Below are 23,114 nucleotides of genomic sequence, written 5' to 3' on the forward strand. Positions count from 1 at the left end.
TTGTCGCGGCACGACAGGCTCCGCCAGCGAGCTTGGCAAGCAGCGTCGCATAGCGGCCACCAAACCGGTACCAGACGCGGACAGGAAGCGTCGCCCCCGCTCCCGCCCCCGGCTCCACCACAGCGAAATCGTACGCATGCCGCCGCCCCTCTGGCACGAAGGCCTCCATGCAGGCATGCATGCGACGCGGACACTAACTACTTCAACCAAAAATCTCATGAGCCTGATAGCGCGGGCCACGAGTTGTAGGCCTTGGAGATCGAGGTCCGGGCGAGTGATCATGGCCGTCAACTCCGGCCAACAAGCGGCCGCAAGCGCCGACCGTAAGGGGGTTGCGCGCCGAAGGCGCGCCCGAGGAAAGCGGTCCGAGCGAAGCGAGGCCCTTCAGGGGTCGGGGCTCGGCCCGACTGGAAGCTGGCGTCTGAGCCCCAAGCGCGAAGCGCACAGACGAAGTCCTTTGTGCGCCGGCACGGCGCCCCTAGAAACACAGCCCGAGCGAAGCGAGGCCCATTGTGCTTGGACGCGCAAAAAGGCCCTCCAGGATGATCCTGAAGGGCCTTTTCGTCTTGGTAGCGGGGGCAGGATTTGAACCTACGACCTCTGGGTTATGAGCCCAGCGAGCTACCGAACTGCTCCACCCCGCGTTGCAAGAGAAAGACTATCGGATCCCCGGGAGTGCTTCGGCCGCCCGAAGGGGTCAGGAGGCAATTTCCTTGATCTGCTCGATCAGCTTCACCCGATCTTCGTGGGTAGCACCGAACGGTGCGATGTTGAGCGTCGTCACCCCCGACTCCTTCATCGCCGCCACCCGGTCCCGCACGAACCCCTCACTCCCGATGAGCGACATGCTCTCCAGCAGCTCGTGCGGCACCAGCGCCGCCGCCTCCGCCTTCTTCCCGTCGAGGTACAGCTCCTGGATCGCCTCCGCCTCCTGCTCGTAGCCGTAGCGCCGGGCGAGGTCGTTGTAGAAGTTGCGGCCCTTGGCGCCCATCCCGCCGATGTACAGCGCGGCCATCGGCCGGCCGAACTCCAGCAGCCCCGCCACGTCGTCGCCGATCGCCAGCGACGCCTGCGCGATCACGTCCAGCTCGCCGAGCTCGTCCTGCCGCTTGGCCCGCCCGGCGGCCAGCGACGGGCCCCACACGTCGGCGGCCTTCTCGGGGACGTAGAAGATCGGCTCCCAGCCCTCGGCGAGCTCCGCGGCCAGTTCGACGTTCTTGGGGCCGATGGCCGCGACCACGATCGGGATGCGGGGGCGTACCGGGTGGTTGATGAGCTTCAGCGGCTTGCCGAGCCCGGTCCCCTGGTCGGGGGGCAGCGGCAGCGTGTAGTGCTTGCCCTCGAACTCCAGCCGCTCGCGCCGCCACACCCGGCGGCAGATCTCGATGATCTCCCTCGTCCGGCCCAGCGGCGCGGTGTACGGCACGCCGTGGAAGCCCTCGATCACCTGCGGCCCCGACGCACCCAGGCCCAGCGTGAAGCGCCCGTCGGAGACGTAGTCCATACCCGCGGCGGTCATCGCCAGCAGCGTCGGGGTCCGCGAGTAGATCGGCAGGATCCCGGAGGCGATCTCCAGGCGCTCGGTCTTGGCGGCGATGTAGCCCATCTGGCTCACGGCGTCGAAGCTGTAGGCCTCGGCGACGAAGACGATGTCGAGACCCGCCTTCTCGTAGTCGGCCAGCTCGGCGACAGACTCCTTGAAGCCGCCGGAGTAGTTGAGTGCCATACCGATGCGCATGCCGGGCTCCCGATGAACCGAAGGATGAACCGAATGTTGTTCCGTTGCGACGGCAACAGGTTAGCGCGCCGCGTCCCCGGCAGCGAGCGGCTAGCCTGGGTCGAATGCTGAAGCGCGTCGTCATCGTCGTGGCAGCCGTGCTCGCCGTGAGCCTGGCGGGGCACCGGCTGATCCCGGTGCTGGGTGGGTTCACCCCGGTGATGGAGAGCCTGCTGCCTTGGTTCGGGCTCATCGTGCCGCTGCTGATCGTGGGGGCCCTCGTGGCCCGCTCCAAGGTGGCCACGGTGGCGGCGCTCGTGCCGGGGGTGGTGTGGGCGGCCATGTTCGGCGCCACGCTGATGCGCACCCCGCCCGGCGGGCAGAGCGACCTGGCGGTCGGCACGGTGAACGTGGGCGTCACCAACAACGCCTCGGGCGAGGCCGTACGCCGCATCGCCGAAGACCTCGACCTGCTGGCGGCGCAGGAGCTCACCAGCGGCGGCCCGGCCGCCAAGCAGCTCAACAAGATGTTCAAGTACCACTATCCGGTGAGCACTGTCGGCCTGTGGAGCCGCTACCCGATCACCGAGACCAAGCCGCTCGACGTCGGCATGGGCTGGCCGCGCGCGCTGCGGGCCGTGGTGGCCACGCCCAAGGGCAAGGTCACCGTGTACGTCATGCACCTGGCCTCCGCCCGCCCCGGCCAGACCGCCTCGCGCGATGAGTCTCTGGCCTCGGCCCGCAAGCTCATCGACGCCGACCCGAGCCAGCGGATCCTGCTGCTCGGCGACCTCAACACCGCCACCACCGACCGGGGCATGCAGGGGCTCACCCCGCCGCTGATCGACGCGCAGCTCACGGCGGGCGACGGTTTCGGGTTCACCTGGCCGTCGGAGTTCCCGGTCACCAGGCCCGACCACATCCTGTTCAAAGGGATGACGGCGACCAAGGCGGGGGTGGCCCCGGCGACGGGCAGCGACCACCGGGCCGCGGTGGCCTCGCTACGCCTCTGATCGCTACGTCTCAAAGCGCTACGCCTCTAAGCGCTACGTCTCTGATCGCCTACGTCTCTGATCGCGATGTCTCCAGGAGTGACAGATCCCCGGGCGTGTCGATGTCCGCCGGGTCGCCCAGGCCGTCGCACGGCACCTCGGTGACCAGCTCCGGATGCGCCTTCAGGAACGGCCGCGCGCCCACGTCACCCACGGCCAGCGCGGCGACCGCGCCGAAGTGGCGGCGGGCGATCAGCACGGGGTTCCTGCGCCTGCCGCCGTAGGTCGCCACGGCCACCTCGGCCTGGCCGGCGATCAGGGCACGGACCGCCTCCGGCCTGATGAACGGCTGGTCCACCAGCGCGATGACCACCGACTCCGCCTCCTCGGGCAGCGCGGCCAGCCCCACTCTCAGGGACGAGCCCATGCCCGTCGGCCAGTCCGGATTGCGCACCGTCACCGCCCTGCGCACCTGTACGGTCGCCGCGCCGAGCACGACCACCACGGGATGGCAGCCGCCCTCCTCCAGCAGCCGCACGCCCCGGTCCACCAGCCGTTCGCCCTCGTACTCGACCAGTGCCTTGGGCGTGCCCAGCCGGGCGCCCTGCCCGGCGGCGAGCAGCAGCCCGGCCACCCGGGAACCTTTCATGGCGTCTCCTGGTGGATGCGCCCCTCGGTGTGGGTCAGCGGCCGTCCCGAACCGCCCCAGCGGAGCTGGATCAGCTCGGCGGCGATCGACACCGCCGTCTCCTCCGGGGTCCGGGCGCCCAGGTCGAGGCCGATGGGCGACCTCAGCCGGGCCAGCTCGTCCTCGGTCAGGCCCGCCTCGCGCAGCCGGTCCAGCCGGTCCTCGTGGGTGCGGCGGGAGCCCATGGCGCCGACGTAGCCCGCGTCGGTGCGCAGCGCCACCTCCAGCAGCGGCACGTCGAACTTGGGGTCGTGGGTGAGCACGCAGATGACCGTGCGCTCGTCCACCTGTACCGAGGCCAGGTAGTCGTGCGGCCACTTGACCACCACCTCGTCCGCCTCGGGGAAGCGTTTGGGGGTGGCGAAGACGGGCCGCGCGTCGCAGACGGTCACGTGATAGCCCAGGAACTTGCCCACCCGCGCCACCGCCGCGGCGAAGTCGATCGCGCCGAACACCAGCATGCGCGGCGGCGGCGCGAAGGAGTGCACGAAGACCGCGAGGTCGTCCAGCCGCCGCTCGCCCTGCCCGCCGTAGTGCCTGATGCCCGTCGTGCCCTGGGCCAGCATGCCGCGGGCGTCGTCGTCGACGGCCTCGTCGAGGCGGTCCACGCCGAGCGTGCCCGAGGAGCGGTCCGGCCAGATGACGCGGCGGGCGCCCATCCGGCCGGGGCCGGAGACGATCGTGGCGACCGCCACGGGCTCGTGCGCGTTCACGGACGCCGAGATCTCCCCCAGCTCGGGAAACGTCTCGATCGAGACGGGCTCGACGAGGATGTCGATGATGCCGCCGCAGGTCAGCCCGACGGCGAACGCGTCGTCGTCGGTCACGCCGTACCTCTGCAGGACGGGGGTGTCGATCTCGGTGGCCAGCTCGAACACCGCGCCCTCGACGCACCCGCCGGACACGCTGCCGACCACCTCGTCGCCGCGTACCGCCATGGACGCGCCCGGAGCCCGGGGCGCGCTGCTGAACGTCTTCACCACCGTGGCGAGCCCGAACCTGAGCCCCGACCTCCACCAGGGCATGATCTCCGACAGCACATCACGCATGGGCGAGCCTCTCGCTCAGTTCCTCGAAGGCGGCCAGGCTGTGCCCGGCCACCAGATCGTCCAGGTACGGCAGAGCGGCTCGCATGCCGCCGGTCAGCGGCTGGTAGTCGGCGTACCCCTTGTGCGGGTTGACCCAGATGACCCGGTGCGCCTGCCGGGCCAGCCGCGCCATCTGCGTGCCCAGGAGCTCCGGATCGCCCCGTTCCCAGCCGTCGGAGGCGATCACCGCGATCGCCCCCCGCGCGCTGGACCGGGTGAGGTACTCTCTGAGCTCCTCGCCCAGCCTGGTCCCGCCGCTCCAGTCGGGCACGGCCTTGGAGACCTCGTTGAGCGCCGTGCCGGGGTCGCGGTGGCGCAGTTCGGTGGTGATCGGGGTGAGCCTGGTGCCGATCGAGTACACCCGGGTGGCCCGCGGTTCGCTCCTGACCAGGGCGTGCGCGAAGCGCAGCAGCGTCTCGGCGTAGGGCGCCATGGAGCCGCTGACGTCCACGAGCAGCACGACGCGGCGCGGCCTGGTGGCGTGCCGCTTGCGCCGCAACCGCGCGACGTCGCCCTTCCTGAGCGCGTCCCGGATCGTGCGCCGCTGGTCCAGGACTCCCCGGTGCGCGGCCGCGAACCGGCGCGAGCGCCGCTGCGCGCGCCGGGCGCGCAGCATCGACAGCATCCGGTGCACCTCCGCCCGCTCGGCCTCGGTCAGCCTGGCCACGTCCCGGTGCCGCAGGATCTCGGTGCGGCTGGCGGTGCCGGGCACGGCGTCCGCCTCGCCCTCCTGCTCGTCCTGGTCGGCCGCGGCGGTGTGCCGGGTGACGGTCGTGGTGCTCGTACGGCTGACCTTCGCGGTCCTGCCGCCGAAGTAGGCGGCGAAGCAGCGGTCGTACCTGGGCAGGTCGTCGGGGGTGGCGCAGAGCGTGAAGCGGCCGGCCCAGTAGACCTCGGCCGGAGCGGTCACGTCGAGGTGGTCCAGGGCCAGCAGCAGGTTGCGGGTCCGTTCGTGGTCGGCGGCGACGCCCGCGGCGCGCAGCGTCCTGGCGAAGCCCGTCATGGTCGCGGCCAGGTCATCCATGGTGGAGCAGCCCGTTGTCCAGGACGTTCTCGACGTCCTCGCGGTATTTCAGCGCGGCGCCCAGCGTGGCGGCGGCGCGGCCGGGATCGAGCTCCCTGGCGCCCAGCGTGAGCAGCGCCTCGGTCCAGTCGAGCGTTTCGGCGACGCCCGGCGGCTTGACCAGCCCGGCCCGCCGCAGCCGCGCCGCCGCCTGGGCCACCTGTACGGCCAGCGTCTCGGTGCAGTCGGGCAGGCGGCGCAGCAGGATCGCCACCTCTCTGTCGAAGTCCGGGTGCTCCAGCCAGTGGTAGAGGCAGCGGCGCTTGAGCGCGTCGTGCACCTCACGGGTCCGGTTGGAGGTGACGACGACCACCGGCGGCGTCTTGGCACTGATCGTGCCCAGCTCGGGGATGGAGATCGTGAAGTCGGACAGCACCTCGAGCAGGAACGCCTCGAACTCGTCGTCGGCCCGGTCGATCTCGTCCACGAGCAGCACGCTGGGCTGCGTCGCCACGGCCTTGAGCAGCGGCCTGGCGATCAGGAACCGGCGGTCGTAGATCTCGCCTTCGAGCCGGCTCACGTCGGTGATCCCGGCGGCCTCGGCGGCCTTGAGATGGAGCAGCTGGCGGGCGAAGTCCCAGTCGTAGAGCGCCTGGGCGGCGTCGAGCCCCTCGTAGCACTGCAACCGGATCAGCGGCGCCTTCAGCAGCGCGGCCAGCGTCTTGGCCAGCTCGGTCTTCCCTACCCCCGCCTCCCCTTCGAGGAACAGCGGCCGTCCCATCCTGAGCGCCAGGAACGCGGCCGTGGCCAGTCCCTCGTCGGCCAGGTAGGCGTGCCGGTCGAGCAGCTCGATGAGCTTCTCCGGAGACTCGATGTCCATTGCCCTGATTGTCCGCCGCAGCACGCCTTCAGGCTACGCGCCGCTCGGTCTTCGCGAGACTTCGCTGCTTCTTTCGGACGCGGAACCGCGGGCCTAGTCCTCCCGCGCCTCACCGCGCTCGCGGATCAGGGCCGCCAGTTCGGCTGTGGCCCGGCGGGCGCGGGCCTTCTCCGAGCCCTGGATGCCCATCGCGCCGATGCTGCGGCCGTCGGAGAAGTCCAGCTTGGGCCACGGCTCGCCGACCAGCAGCGTCACGTCCAGGACCTCCGGCCAGCTGTAGCGGTGCGTGCGGATGGCGTTGACGATCGTCAGGCCCGTCTCGTCGGCCTCGACCCGCACCCGGCCCAGCAGGTGCAGGACGAAGGCCACGAGGCAGCCGAACAGCACGAGCATGATCCGGTCCGGCAGCTGGAAAGGCTCGGCGATGAGGGCGGCCATCACCACCGAGCCTAGGACGACCAGCGTCGCGAAGCCGTACGCGACGATTCTCCCCCGGCGGGGACGCCAGGTGATGGGCAAGGACGGGGGAGGCAGCGGATCGGACACGAACGGAAACCTACCGCAGGTCAGTGGAGGTCCCGCAGGAGGAGTGCGGTCTCCAGCGCGGCGATGGTCGACTCATACCCCTTGTCCTCCTTGCTGTCCGGCAGGCCCGAGCGGTCTAGTGCCTGGTCGAGCGTCTCGCAGGTGAGTACGCCGTTGCCGACCGGGGTCTCCTCGTCGAGCGAGATCCGGGTCAGGCCAGCGGTCACCGAGTCGCAGACGTACGCGAAATGCGCGGTCTCGCCCTTGATGACCGCGCCCAGCGCCACCACCGCGTCGCAGCGGCGGGCCAGCGCCTGGGCGATGACCGGGATCTCCAGCGAGCCGGACACCCGTACGACGGTGGCCGTGGCGCCGCTGTCGTCGCACGCCTGCAGGGCCCGCGCGAGGAGCTGATCGGTGATCTTGGCGTGCCAAGAGGCGGCGACCACGCCCACCGTCAGCCCCGCCGCGTCCGGAGCGGCGGATGCCGCCGGACGTCCCTGCCCGCTCATGAAGCCTCCGAGATGTCATGGCCGAGGCGGTCGCGCTTGGCCTTCAGGTAACGCTCGTTGTAGGGGTTCATCGCCACCGGCATGGGCTCGCGGCCGAGCACCTTGATGCCATAGCCGTCCATGCCCTTGAGCTTGGCCGGGTTGTTGGTGAGCAGCCGCACGGACTTGACACCGAGGTCGGCCAGGATCTGCGCGGCGTTGGAGAACTCACGGGCGTCGACCGGCAGCCCCAGTTCGATGTTCGCGTCGACGGTGTCGCTGCCGTTGTCCTGCAGGCTGTACGCCCTGAGCTTGGCCAGCAGGCCGATGCCCCGGCCCTCGTGCCCGCGCAGATAGACGACGACGCCGCGGCCCTCCTCGGCGATCGCGGACATGGCGTGCTCGAGTTGGACGCCGCAGTCGCAGCGCAGCGAGCCGAACACGTCGCCGGTCAGGCATTCGGAGTGGGCGCGGACCAGGATGTTCTCGCCGTCGGACAGGTCGCCGTAGGCGAGCGCGATGTGCTCGCCGCCGTCGAGCGCGCTGGCGTAGCCGTAGGCCCGCCACATTCCGTACGCGTTGGGCACGTTCGTCTCGGCGACCCTGGTGACCATGCTCTCGGTCCTGCGCCGGTAGTCGACCAACTGCTCGATGGAGATGAGCGCCAGGTCGTGCTCGTCGGCGAAGGCCCGCAGTTCGGGCAGCCTGGCCATGGTGCCGTCGTCGTTGACGACCTCGGCCAGGACACCCGCGGGGCTCAGCCCGGCGATCCTGGCCAGGTCGACGGCGGCCTCGGTGTGGCCGCGCCGGCTCAGCACGCCGCCCTCGTGGTAGCGCAGCGGGAAGATGTGGCCCGGCCGGACCAGCTCGTAGGGCTCGGTCGCGGAGTCGGCGAGCGTACGGATCGTCCTGGCGCGGTCGGCGGCGGAGATGCCGGTGCTCACGCCGTCGCGGGCGTCGACGCTGATCGTGTACGCGGTGCGCAGCCGCTCCCGGTTCTGGAACACCATGAGGGGCAGGCCCAGCCGGTCCAGCTCCTTGCCCTCCATGGGCACGCAGATGACGCCGCTGGTGTGCCTGATCGTGAAGGTGAGCAGCTCGGGAGTGGCCTTGGAGGCGGCGAAGATGATGTCGCCCTCGTTCTCCCTGTTCTCGTCGTCGACGACCAGGACGGGCTTGCCGTCGCGGATGTCCTCGATCGCCCGTTCGACCGGGTCGAGAATGGTCTCGGTCATGACGCCACCACCAGGTCCCTGGGAGCACTCTGGTACTCCCTCAGCCACTTCACGAAGCCGATCAGCACGAGTACGAAGAACACGCCGTAGACGGCGCCGGAGACGACCAGCCCCGAGCTGAACGCCAGCGGCACGCCGACCAGGTCGACGGCCACCCACACGATCCAGAAGTCGACCAGCGCCCTGCCCTGCGCCCAGGTGGCGACCGCGCTGCCGACGAAGATGTAGGCGTCGGCGGCCACCAGGAACGCGCCCTTCGGCAGCGGCACGGCGGCTCCCCACGACAGGTGCGTGACGAAGAACAGCACGCCGACGAGCGCGGTGCCCAGCACCATCGCGGTGATGTAGCCGGTCCGCTCCCGCGCCGTGGCCGGCCGCACGGACAGCTGCTTGCCGTCCTGCGTGCCGCGCCGCCACGCCCACCAGCCATAGACGGCCAGCGCCCCGAACATCGCCTGCTTGAGCGCGTTACCGGTGATGTTCGCGTTGATCGAGGCGATGAACAGCAGCACCGAACCGGTCAACTGCACCGGCCACGTCCACATCGACTTGCGCATCGCCAGCAGGACGGTGCTCAGCGCGGCGATGTTGCCGACCAGGTCCGTCCAGAGGACGTGCGTGCCGAATACCTCGAATCCGGCGTCAGCCCAGTTCACTGCTTGCCCACCAGCCTTTCCACGTACTTCGCGATCACGTCGACCTCGATGTTCACCATGTCGCCCACTTCGAGCTCGCCCATCGTGGTCAGCTTCAACGTGGTGGGGATGAGGCTCACGCCGAAGCTGTCGTCGTCAACCGTGGTGACCGTCAGACTGATTCCGTCGATGGCGATCGAGCCCTTCTCCGCCACGTACCGGGCGAAGGACTCGGGGAGGGAGAAGCGGAGGTTGTCCCAGTTCGCTCCGGGTTCCCTGGACCGCAGGACGGCGGTGCCGTCGACGTGGCCCTGCACGATGTGGCCGCCGAGGCGCTGGTCGGCCCGTACGGCGCGCTCCAGGTTCACCGCGGAGCCCGCGTCCAGGGCGCCGAGCGAGCTGCGGTCGAGCGACTCCTTGATCACGTCCACGGTGAACACGTCGCCCTGGACGTCCACGACCGTCAGGCAGACGCCGTTGACGGCGATCGACTCGCCGTGGCGCGCGTCGGAGGTGACGATCGGGCCGCGGACGGACAGCCGTGCCGAGTCGCCCACCGCCTCGACGGCCACGATGCCGCCCTTTTCCTCGATGATTCCGGTGAACATCAACTCTCCTTGCGTGGTGGTGCGAGCACCGGCCGCGCGGTCAGCCGCAGGTCCGGTCCAATGGGGGAAATGTCGTCGAAGATCAGCCGGTGGGTCCCGGCGATGGTCGCCACGCCCGCGTCGCCGAGCGCGGCGGGCCCGGCGCCCAGCAGCGCCGGGGCCAGGTAGGCGATGACGCGGTCGATCAGGCCCTGGCGCAGGAACGAGCCCGCGAGCGTCGGGCCGCCTTCCAGGAACACACTGACGACCTGGCGCGCGGCCAGCTCACGGAGGAGCGCGTGCAGGTCGAGGCCGCCGTCGTGGCGGGGCAGCCGGATCAGCTCTGTCTTGTGACCGGCCTCGCCGAGACCGGTCTGGGCGCGGCCGGTCACGCCGGGGTCGGTCTCGCCGAGGTCGGTCTCGATGTCGTCGGCGATCGCGATGAGCGCGGGCGCCTCACCGTCGAGCACCCTGGCGCCGGGCGGGGTCCGCGCCTCGGAGTCGACCACGACCCGCAACGGCACCCGCGCGGCGGGCCTGGCCAGGCTCGGATCAGCCGGGCTCGGATCGGCCAGGCTCGGGTTGGCCGGGCTGGTCGGGCGGGCGGTGAGGCGTGGGTTGTCGGTGAGGACCGTGCCGATGCCGGCGATGATCGCGTCGGACTCGGCGCGCAGCCGGTGGACGTCGGCTCGGGCCTCGGGAGAGGTGATCCACTGGCTGGTGCCGTCTCGGGCGGCCGACCTGCCGTCGAGGGTGGCGGCGAACTTCCAGGTCACGTACGGCCTACCGAGCCGGGCGTACGTGAGCCACTCCGCGTTGACCCGCTCGGCCTCCTCGGCGAGCACCCCGAACTCCACGGCGACCCCGTGCCCGCGCAGCCTCGCGCCCCCGCCGGCGGCCTTCGGGGTGGGATCGGCGACCGCCACGACCACCCGCGCGATGCCCGCGTCGAGCAGCGCCAGGCTGCACGGCCCGGTCCGGCCGGTGTGGTCGCACGGCTCGAGCGTCACGTACGCGGTGCCGCCACGTGCCCGCTCGCCCGCCGCACGCAACGCGCCGACCTCGGCATGCGGGCCACCGGCGTAGGCGTGAAAGCCCTCACCCGCGACATTCCCGTCCGCGTCGAGCACGACGCAGCCGACCACGGGGTTCGGGCTGGTGGCCCCCCGCCCGCACCCGGCCAGCTCGACGGCCCGCGCCATGTGCACGGCATCAGGAACGATCGGCGCTTCGCGGACGGCCTGGGTGACGGCCCGCACCTTGGGAGCGGCGTGGGTGATGGCCTGCGCCTCGGGAGCGGCGTCGGAGACGGCCCGCACCTCGGGAGCGGTGGCCGACTGCGCCTCACGGACCTCGTCGGAGCGGACTTCGTCGGAGACGGCATGCGCTTCGCGTGCGGCATCGGTGACAGGGCGCGCCGAATGCGCGGTGTCCTCAGCGGGTGTCTCCACCCCGGGCCTCCTACTCGCCAGTAGCTCCAAGCCATGGCGGGCCCCGGGGGGTATGGCGGTGCGCGTACGCACCGTTGAGGCGCCCGGCTCAACACCGGACACCCGCGCGCTTCCTCCCATCCGGACTTTAACCGTCGGTCCCGGAATTTCACCGAGTCAACCGGCCGATGGCATCGGACGGGTCGCGGACTATCACCGCCGGTTCGGAATTTCACCGACCCCGGAGCACGCTAGCTCTCTTCTCACACCAGTCTGCCATGCCGGAAAAAGCGCATGCGAACCACCCCCCACTATGACAAACAAGCGCTCGCTTGGTCAACGGGTCCAGGGGCAAATGGGGCAGGATGTCAGGCGGCCATGAGGCGGCGGGCGAGCCGGGCGGCCGGGCTGTAACGGACCTGCGCCGGGACCAGCCCCAGCCCGGCGTGCAGCGCCCTCAGGGTGGCCGTCGCCCACAGGTCGCCGACCGGCGTGGCGGGCAGGCCGTACAGCCTCCTCGCCCAGCGTGGGAGCGTCGCGAACGCCAGCAGCGTCACCCCCGGCAGGACCGGCTTGAGCGGGGTGAGCAGCAGCGGGAGCGGCGCGTTGAGCGACAGGCGCAGCGGGTGCGCCGCCTCGGGGACGAACCGCAGGCCGGGGCGCTCCCCCTCGATGTAGTCATGCAACTCGCCCACCGTGCCGGGGACGGAGGCCGGGTCGAGGCCGACGACCTCGGCGGCCCGCCGCCATTCCGCCACGAACGTGTCCGCCTCGTCGTCCGTCAGCTTGACGCCGCCCCGGCGGGCCACCGACAGGTAGGAGTCGACCTCACCCACGTGCACCCAGCGCAGCGCGGCCGGGTCGTCGAGGCGGAAGCGCTCGCCCGTGTCGGGATCACACGCGGTCAGCGTGGCGTGGATCTTGCGGACCCGGCGGCCGGCCCGCTCGACCTCCTCGCTCGTGCCGTACGTGCGGACACGGACGAATTCCGTCGTGCGCACGAAACGCGACCACGCCTCATTCGGATCCATGAACGAGGAGTTCTGCAGTACGCCGCGCATCGCCCTGGGGTGCAGCCCCTGCATCAGCAGCGCACGGAACCCGCCTATCAGCAGGATCGGCTCGCCCATGACCCGCCAGGTCACCGAGCGGGGCCCGAAGAGCCCATGGTCCACCATAAGTGGACAGTTACCCAGGTGAGCCCGATTTCATGTCACGACAGCATCTTGCTTGTGCCTTGATTCCGTGATTAAGCAGGCTTTACCTATATAGATCATGACATCCCATATGGGAACGGGTCAACGGTATATATGGCACGACCGGGTCGACATTGCACAACGAAATAGTGAAGCCTTCGGAAACCATTGCCCCCGGGTGATCTGGCCTGCAAATGTGCCATATGGCCTGATACTTCCAGTTCTGGCATGTTGCTTGGGGGCCCTGTTAGATGACCACACCGACGTCCACCGCGCCAGAGATCGACGCGACGTCCGTGACCGAAACACCGGAGGCCGTGGGCCGCTCGCCCGGCCAGCTCATGTGGCTGCGCTTCCGGCGGGACCGTACCGGGGTCATCTCGGCCGTGATCGTGATCTTGTTCTTCCTGGTCGCCATCCTCGCGCCCGTCATCTCCGCGGTGTACGGCAAGGACCCGTACACCCTGTACGGCCAGGACCGGCCCGGACTGCTCAACGACTTCGGGTACGCGCTGGCGCCCAACGGCGGGATCAGCTCGGAGTTCTGGTTCGGCATCGAGCCCAACCTGGGCCGTGACGTGTTCATGCAGCTCGTCTACGGGATCAGGACCTCGCTGCTGATCGCGGTGGTGACGGCGATCCTCACGACCATCATCGGCGTCGTGGTCGGCATCGTCGCCGGGTACGCCGGCGGCAAGACCGACTACTTCATCGGCCGGGTCATCGACCTGATGCTGTCGTTCCCGCAGATCCTGTTCATCATCGCGTTCACGCCGGTGGTGGATCAGTTCCTGGTGCCCTCCAACGAGGAGACCCCGGTGTGGCTGCGGGCGGTCACGCTGACCATCCTGCTCACCGTCTTCGGCTGGGCCGGGCTGGCCCGGCTGCTGCGCGGCCAGGTGCTGTCGATGCGCGAGCGTGAGTTCGTGGAGGCGGCCAAGGTCACCGGCGCCTCCCCCGCCAGGATCGTGTTCAAGGAACTGCTGCCCAACCTCTGGACCCCGATCCTCATCCAGTCGACGCTGCTGCTGCCCGCCCTGGTCACGGCCGAGGCGGCGCTGTCCTTCCTGGGGGTCGGGATGGGCGAGCAGGTCCCCGACTGGGGCCGGATGTTCCTGCGCGCCACGCAGGTGTACCAGAACGACATCACTTACCTCATCTTCCCCGGCGTCGCGCTGCTGATCTTCGTCATCGCCTTCAACCTGCTCGGTGACTCGGTCCGCGACGCCTTCGACCCCAAGATCAAACGCTAGAGGAGAGAAATGAATCACCGCAAACGGTCGGCTCTCGCGGTTGTCGCGGCGGCCTCGCTGGCGTTGGTCGGCGCCTGCGCGCCGGGAAACGCGGGCGCTCCGTCGAGTGCCCCCTCCAGCGCGGGCGCCTCGTCGGCACCGGCGGCGGCATACAAGCCCCCGACGATCACCCTGGGCACCGCGGAGGACTCCAAGGGCCCCGCCATCCCGCCCGAGGGCGTGGTCAAGGGCGGCACCGTCACCATGATCGACCGCGATGACTTCGCCCACTTCGACCCGGCCCAGATCTACGTGAACACCGACGCGAACTTCGGCCTGCTCATCAGCCGCGGCCTGACCGGTTACAAGCGGCTCGCCAAGGGCGAGTACAAGCTGGTGGGCGACCTGGCCACAGACGCGGGCACGGTCTCCGACGGCGGCAAGACCTGGACGTTCACCCTGAAGGACGGGGTGAAGTGGCAGGACGGCAGCCCGATCACCTCCGCCGACGTGAAATGGTCCGTCGAACGGATGTTCGCCCCCTTCGTGACGTTCGGGCCGAACTACATTCAGACGTGGCTCACCTCCGAGAACTACAAGAAGGACTACCCCGGCCCGTACGCCGGCAAAGAGCTGGACAACATCGAGACCCCTGACGCCAAGTCCATCGTCTTCAAGTTCAAGACCCCGCACGCCGACGCCAACTACGCCTTCGCCATGGCCGGCTACAACATCGTGCCCAAGGCCAAGGACACCAAGGAGAAGTACGACAAGGAGCCCGTCTCCTCCGGCCCGTACATCATCAAGTCGCACGTCGTCGACAAGTCGCTCGAGCTGGCCCGCAACCCCAACTGGGACGCCGCCACCGACCCGATCCGCGGCGCGTACCCGGACGTGTGGAAGATGGAGTTCGGCCAGGAGGCCACCCAGGTGACCGACCGCCTGGTGGCCGACTCGGGACCCGACCAGACGGCGTTCACGTTCTACTCCAACACCCCCGCGGAGCGGCTGCAGCAGGTGCTGGGCGACGCCAGCCTGGCCGACCGCCGCATGATCAGCCCTTCGCCGTACGGCAACTACTACTACTTCAACCTTGACCGGGTGAAGGACCAGAAGATCCGCCAGGCGATCAACTACGCCTGGCCGGCCAAGCAGATCCAGCAGGCCCTGGGCGGCCCGCAGGCCGTGGCGCTGCCGACGACGATCCTCAACGAGAACACCACGGTCGGCTACAAGCCGTACGACCTGTTCGGGAAGCTGACCAAGCCCGAGGGCGACATCGAGAAGGCCAAGCAGCTGCTGGCCGAGTCGAGCAACCCCCACCCGACCATCGTCTACGCCTACAACAACCTGCCCACCCAGGAACCGGTCACCTTGGTGATCAAGAACGCCCTGGAGAAGGCCGGGATCAAGGTCGTGGCCAAGTCGCTGGACCGCAAGACGTACTACGACTCGATCAGCCAGACGAAGAACGAGTTCGACCTGTACTGGGGCGGCTGGGGCGCCGACTGGCCGTCCGGCTCCACCGTGATGCCGATCATCTTCGGCCCGGTCTCCGACGGCGGCCAGAACATGAGCCACCTCAACGACCCGACGGTCAAGGCCGAGATGACGAAGATCCAGGAGAACCCCGACATCGACGCGGCCAACGCGGCCTGGATGAACCTCGACAAGCAGATCCAGGAGACGATCACCCCGATGGTCGTGGCCGAGAACCGGATCGGCACCTTCCTGCACGGCTCCAAGGTGGGCGGCGCCGAGATCGATCCGCAGCAGTGGGTCGTCTCGCCGAACACCATCTTCGTGAAGCAGTAGCACCCCCGCTCCGGGCGCCGCCACGGCGCCCGGAGCACCCCTTTGGAGATCTCGTGCTTCGATTCCTGACCCGCCGCGTCATCGGCGCCGCGGTCATCCTCGTGATCATCTCGGGGGTGACCTTCTTCCTGTTCTTCGTGATCCCCGCCGATCCGGCGCGGCTCGCCTGCGGCAAGGTCTGCCCGCCAGAGACACTGGCGCAGGCCAGGCACAACCTGGGCCTCGACCATCCGGTCGCGGTGCAGTTCGTGTCGTGGCTCGGGGGGATCTTCGTCGGCCGGGACTACCCGGGCCTCGGCAACTGCCCCGCGCCCTGCCTCGGCTTCTCCTTCGTCAACCGGGCCCCGGTCTTCGAGACCATCATCGACCGGCTGCCCGTCACCATCGCGCTGACGGTCGGCGCCTCGGTGATCTTCCTGACGTTCGGCGTGGCCACCGGCATCATCGCCGCGCTGCGCCAGGGCAAGGCGCTTGACAAGATCGCCAGCATCTCGTCTCTGGTCGGCGCGTCGATGCAGATCTACTTCGTCGGCACGCTGGCCATGTACTTCTTCGTCTACCAGGCGCACGTCTTCCCGCAGCCCAAGTACATCCCGATCACCGAGGATCCGGTCGGCTGGTTCAACGGGCTGCTGCTGCCCTGGATCGTGCTGGCGATCATCTTCACCGCCAACTACACCAGGATGACCCGCTCCACGATGGTGGAGAACCTCAGCGAGGACTACGTCAGGACCGCCAGGGCCAAGGGCATGTCCGGCAGGAGCGTGGTGATGCGCTTCGCCCTGCGCGGCACGCTGACCCCGATCATCACCATCTTCGGCGTGGACCTGGGCCAGCTCATCGGCGGCGCGATCATCACCGAGACCACGTTCGGGCTGCAGGGGATCGGCCGGCTGTCGGTCCGCGCGGTCGACAACTCCGACCTGCCCACCCTGATGGCCACCGTCCTGGTCGCGGCGGGCGCGATCGTGGTGATGAACATCGTCGTCGACGCCCTGTACGCCGTCATCGATCCCCGCGTGAGGCTGAGCTGATGTTCCTTGAGGTCAACGAGCTCACCGTCGACTTCCACACCGAGGACGGCGTGGTCCACGCGGTCGACCGGCTCTCGTTCCAGGTGGAGCGCGGGACCACGCTCGGCATCGTGGGAGAGTCGGGCTCGGGCAAGTCGGTGACGAACCTGGCCGTGCTCGGCCTGCACAACCCGGAGACGGCGAAGATCTCCGGCCGCATCACCTTCGACGGCCAGGAGCTGATCGGCGCGTCCCGGTCCACGATGGAGAAGCTGCGCGGCGACCGGATCGCGATGATCTTCCAGGACCCGCTGACGTCGCTGTCGCCGTTCCACACGATCGGCGCGCAGATCGCCGAGGTGTACCGCAAGCACAAAGGCGTCTCCCGGTCGTCCGCGCGGGACCGGGCGATCGAGATGCTGGACCGGGTCGGCATCCCGCAGCCCAAGCTCCGCGTCGACGACTATCCGCACCAGTTCTCCGGGGGCATGCGCCAGCGCGCGATGATCGCCATGGCGCTGGTCTGCGACCCCGGACTGCTCATCGCCGACGAACCGACCACCGCGCTCGACGTCACCGTACAGGCGCAGATCCTCGACCTGCTGAGCGAGCTGCAGGAGCAGTCGGGCACGGCGATCGTCCTGATCACCCACGACCTGGGTGTGGTGGCCAACACCGCGCACAACGTGCTGGTCATGTACGCGGGGCGGGCCGTGGAGCGGGGCACGACGGCCGAGGTGCTGCGTGAGCCGCGCCATCCGTACACGTGGGGGCTGCTGGGCTCCATGCCCAGCCTGCGGCGCCCGGTGGACCTGCCGCTGGCGCCGGTGCGCGGCACCCCGCCCAGCCTGATCCACCTGCCGTCCGGCTGCCCGTTCCACCCGCGCTGCGACTACCTGAAGCTGCTGGGCAAGGAGGTGTGCGCCGGTGACCGGCCCGAGCTGTCGCCGGAACGCGGCCACGGCGACGCCTGCTACCTGACGCTCAAGCAGAAGGCGGAGCTGCGCGAACGACCTGTTGAGGAGACGAAGTGACGGAGAAGCTGCTGGAGCTGTCCGGGGTGGTCAAGCACTTCCCCGTCAGAGGCGGCTTCCTGGTCAAGCACCAGGTCGGCGTGGTGCACGCGGTGGACGGCATCGACCTGACCGTACACGCGGGCGAGACGCTCGGCCTGGTCGGCGAGTCGGGCTGCGGCAAGTCGACGACCGGCCGGCTGGCGGCCCGGCTGCTGGAGCCGACCGGCGGCAGCATCACCTACGACGGCCGCGACATCACCCACGCGGGCCGCCGCGAGCTCAAGCCGATCAGGCCCGAGATCCAGATGGTCTTCCAGGACCCGTACTCGTCGCTGAACCCCCGGCACACCGTCGGCTCGATCATCCGCGGCCCGATGGACATCAACGGCATCAACCCGGCCGGCGGCCGGGAGGCCCGGGCCAGGGAGCTGCTGGAGATCGTCGGCCTGAACCCCGAGCACTACAACCGCTTCCCGCACGAGTTCTCCGGCGGCCAGCGGCAGCGCATCGGCGTCGCCCGCGCGCTGGCCCTGGAGCCGCGGCTGATCGTCGCCGACGAGCCGGTCTCCGCGCTGGACGTCTCGATCCAGGCGCAGGTGATCAACCTGCTGCAGCAGTTGCAGCGGGACATGGGGATCGCGTTCCTGTTCATCGCGCACGACCTGGCGGTGGTCAGGCACTTCTCGCAGCGGGTCGCGGTCATGTACCTGGGGAAGATCGTCGAGATCGCGGACCGGGACTCGCTGTACGAGCGGCCGCGCCATCCGTACACGCACGCGCTGCTGTCGGCGGTGCCGGAAGCGGAGGTGGAGGGGCCCGCGCGGCAGCGCATCCGGTTGGCGGGGGACGTCCCGTCGCCGCTCAACCCGCCGTCGGGGTGCCGCTTCCGTACGAGGTGCTGGAAGGCGCAGGAGAAGTGCGCGGTGGAGGAGCCGCCGCTGGCGCGGCTGTCCGGCAACCGCGAGGGCCACCTGACCGCCTGCCACTTCCCCGAGGCCCCGACCACCCAAGGCGAAGACGTGGTCCTGGACGCGCTGGCCTGACCTCTCCATCCGTGCCCGCCCTGCTCACCGCGGCCCGGACGTCTTTCATCAGCGTTTTCTCGGCACCGGCCCGCTGTGTTCTCGCTGCGGGCCGGACCTCTTTCTCGCGCTGGCCCGCCATCTTCGCTGCGGGCCGGACCTCTTTCTCGCGCTGGCCCGCCATCTTCGCTGCGGGCCGGACCTCTTTCTCGCGCTGGCCCGCCGTGCTCTCCCTGCGGGCCGTACGTCTTTCACGAGCGTTTTCTCTTGTACGGCAAGCATGGGGAACCCGCCACCCGCCGACCGGGGCTAAGGGCCTCCAGGAAGACGGCCTCTGACCGGGTGGTGGCCGGGCGCCGTTACGCCCCGCCGGCAGCCCGTTCGGCCTGGGACCGGAGGGCCTCGACCGCTGCCGCCGGGTCGGCGGCGCCATAAACGGCGCTGCCCGCCACGAAGACGTCCGCGCCCGCCACCACACAGCGTTCGATGGTGTCCGCGTCCACGCCGCCGTCCACCTGGAGCCAGATCTGGCCACCGTGCCGCTCGATCAGGGCGCGCGCCCGGCGGATCTTGGGCAGCACCATGTCGAGGAACTTCTGCCCTCCGAAGCCCGGCTCGACCGTCATCAGGAGCAGCATGTCGATCTCACCCAGCAGGCCCTCAAAAGGCTCGATCGCCGTCGCGGGGTTGAGCGCGAGACCCGCCCTCGCGCCCAGCGAACGGATCTCGCGCAGCGTCCGCACCGGGGACTTCGCCGCCTCGGCGTGGATCGTGACGCTGCCCGCGCCCACCTCGGCATAGGGCGGGGCCCAGCGGTCGGGATCCTCGATCATGAGGTGGCAGTCGAGCGGCGTCGAGGTCGCCTTGAGCAGCGACTCGACGACGGGCAGCCCGAGGGTCAGGTTGGGCACGAAGTGGTTGTCCATGACATCCACGTGCAGCCAGTCGGCGTTGGGGACGGCTGCGGCTTCGTCGGCAAGCCTGGCGAAGTCGGCGGCGAGGATGCTGGGAGAGATCTGTAGGGCCATGATGCTCCGAGTCTATTGAACGGCGCCCACCCGAGTCGCCCGCAACCCGACCCCGAGCCTGACGAACCCCACAGCTCTCTCTGGCCTCTCTGGTCGAGGCGCCTCAGAGGGGGCGCTTGCGCAGGAGGGCAAGGACCGGTTGAGGCGCCTCAGAGCGGACGCTTGCGCAAAAGCGGCAAGGACCGGTTCAGGTACCTCAGAGCGGACGCTTGCGCAAGAGGGCGAGGAACATCGCGTCGGTGCCGTGACGGTGCGGCCAGAACTGGGCGTACGGACCGTCGCCCAGCCCGTCGATCTCCGGCAGGTAGTCACGCGCGTCGAGCTGCTCCACGTCATCACGCCGGCCGGTGACATCACCGACGACGACCCGGGTCTCGGCGAGGTGCGGCGAGCAGGTGACGTACGCGACGACCCCGCCGGGCCGTACGGCGTCGAGCGCGGCGTCGAGCAGGCGCCGCTGCAGCCGGCCCAGCTCGGCGATGCCCGCGGGATCGCGACGCCACCGCGCTTCAGGGCGACGGCGCAACGCTCCCAGTCCGGTGCAGGGCGCGTCGAGCATGATCCGGTCGAACGTCCCCGGCCGCCAGGCAGGCTCGGTCCCGTCAGCGGTGACCACGGCGGCGTCCCGGGTGGTCTGCCAGACCAGCCGCGCCCGGTGATACTGCACGTCGGCGGCCAGCAACCGCGCCCCACCTGGATAAGCCACCGCCCGACCACCGGAACCCGGCCGATCGCCTGAGCCCACCCCGGCGTTGGACCCGGCATCGTCACCCGAGCTCGCCCCGGCGTTGGACCTGGCATCGTCGCCCGAGCCCGCGCTCCCGCTGAAACCCGCACCATCACTGGCGCCCACACGATCGCCGGAGGCCGCGAGGTCGCCGTAGGTGGCGATGGCGTCGAGGAGGCCGGCCTTGCCGCCCGGCCCGGCGCACATGTCGAGCCACAGCTCGTCCCGGCCGTCGAGCGGCACGCGGGTCAGGGCGAGCGCCACGAGCTGGCTCGCCTCGTCCTGGACGGCGGCGCGGGTCTCGGCGACCGCCGGGATCCTGCCAGGGTCGCCTTCCGTCAGGTAGGCGGCGTACGGCGAGTAGCGGCCGGGGTCGGCGCCGCTCTCCGTCAGCTCCTCGACCGAGCTGCGGCCTGGCCTGGCGACCAGCGTCACCAGCGGCCGCTCGTTGTCGGCGGCGAGCAGGTCGGCCACCTCACCGGCCCGGCCGCCCAGAGCGTCGCGGAACGCGCTCACGATCCACCGCGGATGACTGTAGGCGACGGAGAGGTGCCCGGCCGGGTCGCGGGCCTCGTCGGGGGCCACGATCGGGATCCACTCGTCGATGGTCCGTGACCCGATCTTGCGCAGCACGGCATTGGCGAACTTGGCGGCACCCGCCCCGATCCGCAGCCGTACGAGATCGACCGTGGTGCCGACGGCGGCGTGCGGTGGGACTCGCATCCTGAGCAGTTGGTGGGCGCCGAGCCGCAGGGCGTCACGCACGTCGGGATCGGGCGCCCGGTCGACGCACATCTCGATGATCGCGTCGTAGGTCCCGAGCCCGCGCAGCGTCCCGTAGGCCAGCTCGGTCGCCAGCGCCGCGTCACGCCCCTTCACACCGCGCTCGCGCAACAGGCGCGGCATCAGCAGGTTGGCGTAGGAGTCGCGCTCGTCGACGGCCCGCATGACGTCGAAGGCGGCATTGCGCGCCTGATCACGCGCCGGCCCTCGCGACCGGCCACGCGCCTGCCCGCGGCCACCGCCGCGACCAGCCTGGCCACCGTCCTGACCGCCCCGGCCACCGCCGTGACCGGCCGAGCCGCCCTGACCACCCCGAGCGCCGCCTTGACCGGCCGGGCCGCCGCCCTGACCGCCCCGGGCACTCCCCTGGCCGGCCGAGCCGCCCTGACCGGCCCGAGCACTGCCCTGACCGGCCTGGCCGCCCCGAGCACTGCCCTGACCGCCCCGGCCATCGCCCTGCCCGGTCGGCGTTCCCTCGTTGCGGCGGCGCGGGCCTTGTCCCATGTCGTTTATCACTCGAACCTGTCGTCGCTCTCAGGACGCACACCGCGCGCCCACTCCCCCGCGCTCATCAGCCGCTTCCCCTGCGGCTGGAGCTCGCCCAGCTCGACCGGGTAGGTCGCGGTGCCGACCAGCACGGTGTTCTTGGTGACGGCGAAGGCGCCGGGGGCGAGCGGCTCGGCCGAGGGGACGACCCGGATCGGGCCGAGCTTCAGCCGGTGGCCGCGGAACTCGCTCCAGGCGCCCGGGTTGGGCGTGCAGGCGCGGATGAGGCGGTCGACGCGCATGGCGGGCGCGGACCAGTCGACCCGGGCGTCGGTCACGTTGATCTTGGGTGCGACGCTGACCCCGTCGGCCGGCTGGGGACGGGCCTCCAGCTTGCCGTCGGCCACTCCGTCGAGCGTGGCCGACAGCAGCTCGGCGCCCGAGAACGACAGCCGTTCGAGCAGGGTGCCGCTGGTGTCGTCGGGCCGGATCTCCTCGGTGACGACGCCGTAGACGTCGCCGGCGTCGAGCTCCTTGACGATCTGGAACGTCGAGGCGCCGGTGATCGCGTCACCGTGCAGGATCGCGTGCTGGACGGGCGCGGCGCCGCGCCAGGCGGGCAGGATCGAGAAGTGCAGGTTGATCCAGCCGAGCCGGGGCACGTCGAGCGCGGACTGCGGCAGCAGCGCCCCGTAGGCGACCACGGGGCAGCAGTCGGGCTCCAGCCCGCGCAGCCGGTCGAGGAACTCGGGGTCGCCGGCCTTGGCCGGGCGCAGCACCTCGATGCCCGCCTCCTCGGCCAGCTCGGCGACCGGCGACGGGTGCAGCTTGCGACCGCGCCCCGACTGGGCGTCGGGCCGGGTGACGACCGCGACCACCTCGTGCCGTGGCGAGTCGATCAGTGTGCGCAGTGACGGCAGCGCCGTCTCGGGCGTGCCCGCGAAGACCAGGCGCATCGTCAGAGTGCCTTCCCGCCCGTGAAGTGCGGGGAGAACTTGACCGCGGGAACGGACAGGCCGCTCCACTCCGCCTCGCGGACGGCCTTCATCGCCAGCTTGCGCTGCTTGGCGTCCATCCGGTCGATGAACAGGATGCCGTCGAGGTGGTCGGTCTCGTGCTGGAAGCAGCGGGCCATCAGGTCGGTGCCCTCCAGCGTGACCGGCTCGCCGTACATGTCGAGGCCCTTGGCGACGGCGCGGATGGCCCGCGGCGTCGGGAACGACAGACCGGGGAAGGACAGGCAGCCCTCCTCGCCCTCCTCGTCGATGTCGGCGGAGAGGTCGAGGTCGGGGTTGATCAGGTGGCCGAGCTGCTCGTCGACGTAGTAGGTGAACACCCGCAGCCCGACGCCGATCTGCGGGGCCGCCAGCCCGGCACCGGGGGCGTCCATCATCGTGTCGGTGAGGTCTTTGACCAGCTTGCGGAGCTCCTTGTCGAAGTCGACGACCGGCGCCGCCGCGGTGGTCAGCACCGGGTCTCCGAACAGGCGGATCGACTGGATCGCCAAGGGGGTCACTCCGTTTCG

22 protein-coding genes, 1 tRNA gene and 1 riboswitch are annotated in these 23,114 nt (G+C 70.2%); of the genes, 6 read left to right on the top strand and 17 right to left on the bottom strand.

Annotated elements, in window-relative coordinates:
- Window positions 1–567 precede the first annotated feature (567 nt).
- Both AB0F17_RS09580 and AB0F17_RS09585 read right to left on the bottom strand, forming a co-directional pair.
- Window positions 568–644, bottom strand: a tRNA-Met gene (locus tag AB0F17_RS09580).
- Window positions 645–697: 53 nt separating this feature from the next.
- A complete protein-coding gene (locus tag AB0F17_RS09585) occupies window positions 698–1,738 on the bottom strand; it encodes an LLM class F420-dependent oxidoreductase (protein ID WP_358018965.1) in 1,041 nt (346 codons plus the stop codon).
- Between the two features lie 104 nt (window positions 1,739–1,842).
- Here AB0F17_RS09585 and AB0F17_RS09590 point away from each other — a divergent pair, with 104 nt between their 5' ends.
- Complete coding sequence (locus tag AB0F17_RS09590; protein ID WP_358018968.1) at window positions 1,843–2,730, top strand: endonuclease/exonuclease/phosphatase family protein; 888 nt, start codon at window positions 1,843–1,845, stop codon at window positions 2,728–2,730.
- A 49-nt stretch (window positions 2,731–2,779) separates the two neighbouring features.
- On the opposite strand, the gene AB0F17_RS09595 is transcribed toward AB0F17_RS09590, so the two are convergent.
- The 11 genes from AB0F17_RS09595 to AB0F17_RS09645 form a co-directional block, all read right to left on the bottom strand.
- On the bottom strand, window positions 2,780–3,358 hold the full coding sequence (locus tag AB0F17_RS09595) for a nucleotidyltransferase family protein (RefSeq protein WP_358018971.1): 579 nt from the start codon (window positions 3,356–3,358) through the stop codon (window positions 2,780–2,782).
- Window positions 3,355–4,446 carry an XdhC/CoxI family protein gene (locus AB0F17_RS09600; protein WP_358018974.1) on the bottom strand — a complete coding sequence of 364 codons (1,092 nt, stop codon included), beginning with the start codon at window positions 4,444–4,446 and terminating at the stop codon, window positions 3,355–3,357. Before AB0F17_RS09600 ends, AB0F17_RS09595 begins: the two co-directional genes overlap by 4 nt.
- Window positions 4,439–5,509, bottom strand: a complete 1,071-nt coding sequence (locus AB0F17_RS09605) for a VWA domain-containing protein (RefSeq protein WP_358018977.1) — start codon at window positions 5,507–5,509, stop codon at window positions 4,439–4,441. The genes AB0F17_RS09600 and AB0F17_RS09605 overlap by 8 nt, the downstream gene beginning before the upstream one ends.
- Window positions 5,502–6,368 carry a MoxR family ATPase gene (locus AB0F17_RS09610; RefSeq protein WP_358018980.1) on the bottom strand — a complete coding sequence of 289 codons (867 nt, stop codon included), beginning with the start codon at window positions 6,366–6,368 and terminating at the stop codon, window positions 5,502–5,504. The genes AB0F17_RS09605 and AB0F17_RS09610 overlap by 8 nt, the downstream gene beginning before the upstream one ends.
- 93 nt (window positions 6,369–6,461) lie before the next feature.
- Window positions 6,462–6,914 carry a PH domain-containing protein gene (locus AB0F17_RS09615; protein ID WP_358018983.1) on the bottom strand — a complete coding sequence of 151 codons (453 nt, stop codon included), beginning with the start codon at window positions 6,912–6,914 and terminating at the stop codon, window positions 6,462–6,464.
- A gap of 20 nt (window positions 6,915–6,934) precedes the next feature.
- Window positions 6,935–7,405 (bottom strand): 6,7-dimethyl-8-ribityllumazine synthase, encoded by a 471-nt coding sequence (gene ribH / locus AB0F17_RS09620; protein ID WP_358018986.1) that lies wholly within the window; start codon window positions 7,403–7,405, stop codon window positions 6,935–6,937.
- Window positions 7,402–8,619, bottom strand: a complete 1,218-nt coding sequence (locus AB0F17_RS09625; protein ID WP_358018989.1) for a bifunctional 3,4-dihydroxy-2-butanone-4-phosphate synthase/GTP cyclohydrolase II — start codon at window positions 8,617–8,619, stop codon at window positions 7,402–7,404. The genes ribH and AB0F17_RS09625 overlap by 4 nt, the downstream gene beginning before the upstream one ends.
- On the bottom strand, window positions 8,616–9,275 hold the full coding sequence (locus AB0F17_RS09630; protein WP_358018992.1) for a nicotinamide mononucleotide transporter family protein: 660 nt from the start codon (window positions 9,273–9,275) through the stop codon (window positions 8,616–8,618). The genes AB0F17_RS09625 and AB0F17_RS09630 overlap by 4 nt, the downstream gene beginning before the upstream one ends.
- Window positions 9,272–9,862 carry a riboflavin synthase gene (locus AB0F17_RS09635; protein ID WP_358018995.1) on the bottom strand — a complete coding sequence of 197 codons (591 nt, stop codon included), beginning with the start codon at window positions 9,860–9,862 and terminating at the stop codon, window positions 9,272–9,274. The genes AB0F17_RS09630 and AB0F17_RS09635 overlap by 4 nt, the downstream gene beginning before the upstream one ends.
- The gene (gene ribD / locus AB0F17_RS09640; RefSeq protein WP_358018998.1) at window positions 9,862–11,292 is read right to left on the bottom strand and encodes a bifunctional diaminohydroxyphosphoribosylaminopyrimidine deaminase/5-amino-6-(5-phosphoribosylamino)uracil reductase RibD; all 1,431 of its coding nucleotides are present in this window, start codon (window positions 11,290–11,292) and stop codon (window positions 9,862–9,864) included. The genes AB0F17_RS09635 and ribD overlap by 1 nt, the downstream gene beginning before the upstream one ends.
- Before the next feature lie 102 nt (window positions 11,293–11,394).
- Window positions 11,395–11,525: riboswitch (FMN riboswitch) on the bottom strand.
- A 114-nt stretch (window positions 11,526–11,639) separates the two neighbouring features.
- Window positions 11,640–12,449: an oxygenase MpaB family protein gene (locus tag AB0F17_RS09645; RefSeq protein WP_358019000.1), complete on the bottom strand. Its 810-nt coding sequence runs from the start codon at window positions 12,447–12,449 to the stop codon at window positions 11,640–11,642.
- A 269-nt stretch (window positions 12,450–12,718) separates the two neighbouring features.
- On the opposite strand from AB0F17_RS09645, the gene AB0F17_RS09650 reads away from it, so the two are divergent.
- Genes AB0F17_RS09650 through AB0F17_RS09670 form a run of 5 tightly spaced genes read left to right on the top strand, consistent with a single transcriptional unit; the run spans window position 12,719 to window position 18,586 of the window.
- Window positions 12,719–13,720: an ABC transporter permease gene (locus AB0F17_RS09650; protein WP_358019003.1), complete on the top strand. Its 1,002-nt coding sequence runs from the start codon at window positions 12,719–12,721 to the stop codon at window positions 13,718–13,720.
- Between the two features lie 9 nt (window positions 13,721–13,729).
- Window positions 13,730–15,514, top strand: coding sequence for an ABC transporter substrate-binding protein (locus tag AB0F17_RS09655; protein WP_358019006.1), 1,785 nt, complete (start codon window positions 13,730–13,732; stop codon window positions 15,512–15,514).
- A 53-nt stretch (window positions 15,515–15,567) separates the two neighbouring features.
- Complete coding sequence (locus AB0F17_RS09660) at window positions 15,568–16,548, top strand: ABC transporter permease (protein WP_358019009.1); 981 nt, start codon at window positions 15,568–15,570, stop codon at window positions 16,546–16,548.
- A complete protein-coding gene (locus tag AB0F17_RS09665; protein WP_358019012.1) occupies window positions 16,548–17,561 on the top strand; it encodes an ABC transporter ATP-binding protein in 1,014 nt (337 codons plus the stop codon). The genes AB0F17_RS09660 and AB0F17_RS09665 overlap by 1 nt, the downstream gene beginning before the upstream one ends.
- On the top strand, window positions 17,558–18,586 hold the full coding sequence (locus AB0F17_RS09670) for a dipeptide ABC transporter ATP-binding protein (protein WP_358019015.1): 1,029 nt from the start codon (window positions 17,558–17,560) through the stop codon (window positions 18,584–18,586). The genes AB0F17_RS09665 and AB0F17_RS09670 overlap by 4 nt, the downstream gene beginning before the upstream one ends.
- Before the next feature lie 338 nt (window positions 18,587–18,924).
- Here AB0F17_RS09670 and rpe read toward each other — a convergent pair whose 3' ends face one another.
- The 4 genes from rpe to def all read right to left on the bottom strand — a co-directional run bounded on the left by rpe (window position 18,925) and on the right by def (window position 23,096).
- Complete coding sequence (gene rpe, locus AB0F17_RS09675) at window positions 18,925–19,593, bottom strand: ribulose-phosphate 3-epimerase (RefSeq protein WP_358019018.1); 669 nt, start codon at window positions 19,591–19,593, stop codon at window positions 18,925–18,927.
- Between the two features lie 196 nt (window positions 19,594–19,789).
- The gene (locus AB0F17_RS09680; RefSeq protein ID WP_358019021.1) at window positions 19,790–21,607 is read right to left on the bottom strand and encodes a transcription antitermination factor NusB; all 1,818 of its coding nucleotides are present in this window, start codon (window positions 21,605–21,607) and stop codon (window positions 19,790–19,792) included.
- An 8-nt stretch (window positions 21,608–21,615) separates the two neighbouring features.
- On the bottom strand, window positions 21,616–22,545 hold the full coding sequence (gene fmt, locus AB0F17_RS09685; RefSeq protein ID WP_358019024.1) for a methionyl-tRNA formyltransferase: 930 nt from the start codon (window positions 22,543–22,545) through the stop codon (window positions 21,616–21,618).
- Between the two features lie 2 nt (window positions 22,546–22,547).
- Entirely contained in the window at window positions 22,548–23,096 is a 549-nt protein-coding gene (gene def, locus AB0F17_RS09690; protein WP_358019026.1) for a peptide deformylase, read from the bottom strand.
- Between the last annotated feature and the right edge of the window lie 18 nt (window positions 23,097–23,114).

The organism is Nonomuraea sp. NPDC026600 (genome assembly GCF_040638335.1).
Taxonomy (GTDB): domain Bacteria; phylum Actinomycetota; class Actinomycetes; order Streptosporangiales; family Streptosporangiaceae; genus Nonomuraea.

What these genes read in the sequence shown, in the direction of transcription:
- rpe (WP_358019018.1), bottom strand. Translation starts at nt 19,593, where the DNA reads ATGGCCCTACAGATCTCTCCCAGCATCCTCGCCGCCGACTTCGCCAGG.
- AB0F17_RS09605 (WP_358018977.1), bottom strand. Translation starts at nt 5,509, where the DNA reads ATGGATGACCTGGCCGCGACCATGACGGGCTTCGCCAGGACGCTGCGC.
- AB0F17_RS09595 (WP_358018971.1), bottom strand. Translation starts at nt 3,358, where the DNA reads ATGAAAGGTTCCCGGGTGGCCGGGCTGCTGCTCGCCGCCGGGCAGGGC.
- AB0F17_RS09610 (WP_358018980.1), bottom strand. Translation starts at nt 6,368, where the DNA reads ATGGACATCGAGTCTCCGGAGAAGCTCATCGAGCTGCTCGACCGGCAC.
- fmt (WP_358019024.1), bottom strand. Translation starts at nt 22,545, where the DNA reads ATGCGCCTGGTCTTCGCGGGCACGCCCGAGACGGCGCTGCCGTCACTG.
- AB0F17_RS09600 (WP_358018974.1), bottom strand. Translation starts at nt 4,446, where the DNA reads ATGCGTGATGTGCTGTCGGAGATCATGCCCTGGTGGAGGTCGGGGCTC.
- AB0F17_RS09680 (WP_358019021.1), bottom strand. Translation starts at nt 21,607, where the DNA reads ATGGGACAAGGCCCGCGCCGCCGCAACGAGGGAACGCCGACCGGGCAG.
- AB0F17_RS09645 (WP_358019000.1), bottom strand. Translation starts at nt 12,449, where the DNA reads ATGGTGGACCATGGGCTCTTCGGGCCCCGCTCGGTGACCTGGCGGGTC.
- AB0F17_RS09585 (WP_358018965.1), bottom strand. Translation starts at nt 1,738, where the DNA reads ATGCGCATCGGTATGGCACTCAACTACTCCGGCGGCTTCAAGGAGTCT.
- AB0F17_RS09635 (WP_358018995.1), bottom strand. Translation starts at nt 9,862, where the DNA reads ATGTTCACCGGAATCATCGAGGAAAAGGGCGGCATCGTGGCCGTCGAG.
- AB0F17_RS09665 (WP_358019012.1), top strand. Translation starts at nt 16,548, where the DNA reads ATGTTCCTTGAGGTCAACGAGCTCACCGTCGACTTCCACACCGAGGAC.
- ribH (WP_358018986.1), bottom strand. Translation starts at nt 7,405, where the DNA reads ATGAGCGGGCAGGGACGTCCGGCGGCATCCGCCGCTCCGGACGCGGCG.
- AB0F17_RS09625 (WP_358018989.1), bottom strand. Translation starts at nt 8,619, where the DNA reads ATGACCGAGACCATTCTCGACCCGGTCGAACGGGCGATCGAGGACATC.
- AB0F17_RS09590 (WP_358018968.1), top strand. Translation starts at nt 1,843, where the DNA reads ATGCTGAAGCGCGTCGTCATCGTCGTGGCAGCCGTGCTCGCCGTGAGC.
- AB0F17_RS09655 (WP_358019006.1), top strand. Translation starts at nt 13,730, where the DNA reads ATGAATCACCGCAAACGGTCGGCTCTCGCGGTTGTCGCGGCGGCCTCG.
- AB0F17_RS09650 (WP_358019003.1), top strand. Translation starts at nt 12,719, where the DNA reads ATGACCACACCGACGTCCACCGCGCCAGAGATCGACGCGACGTCCGTG.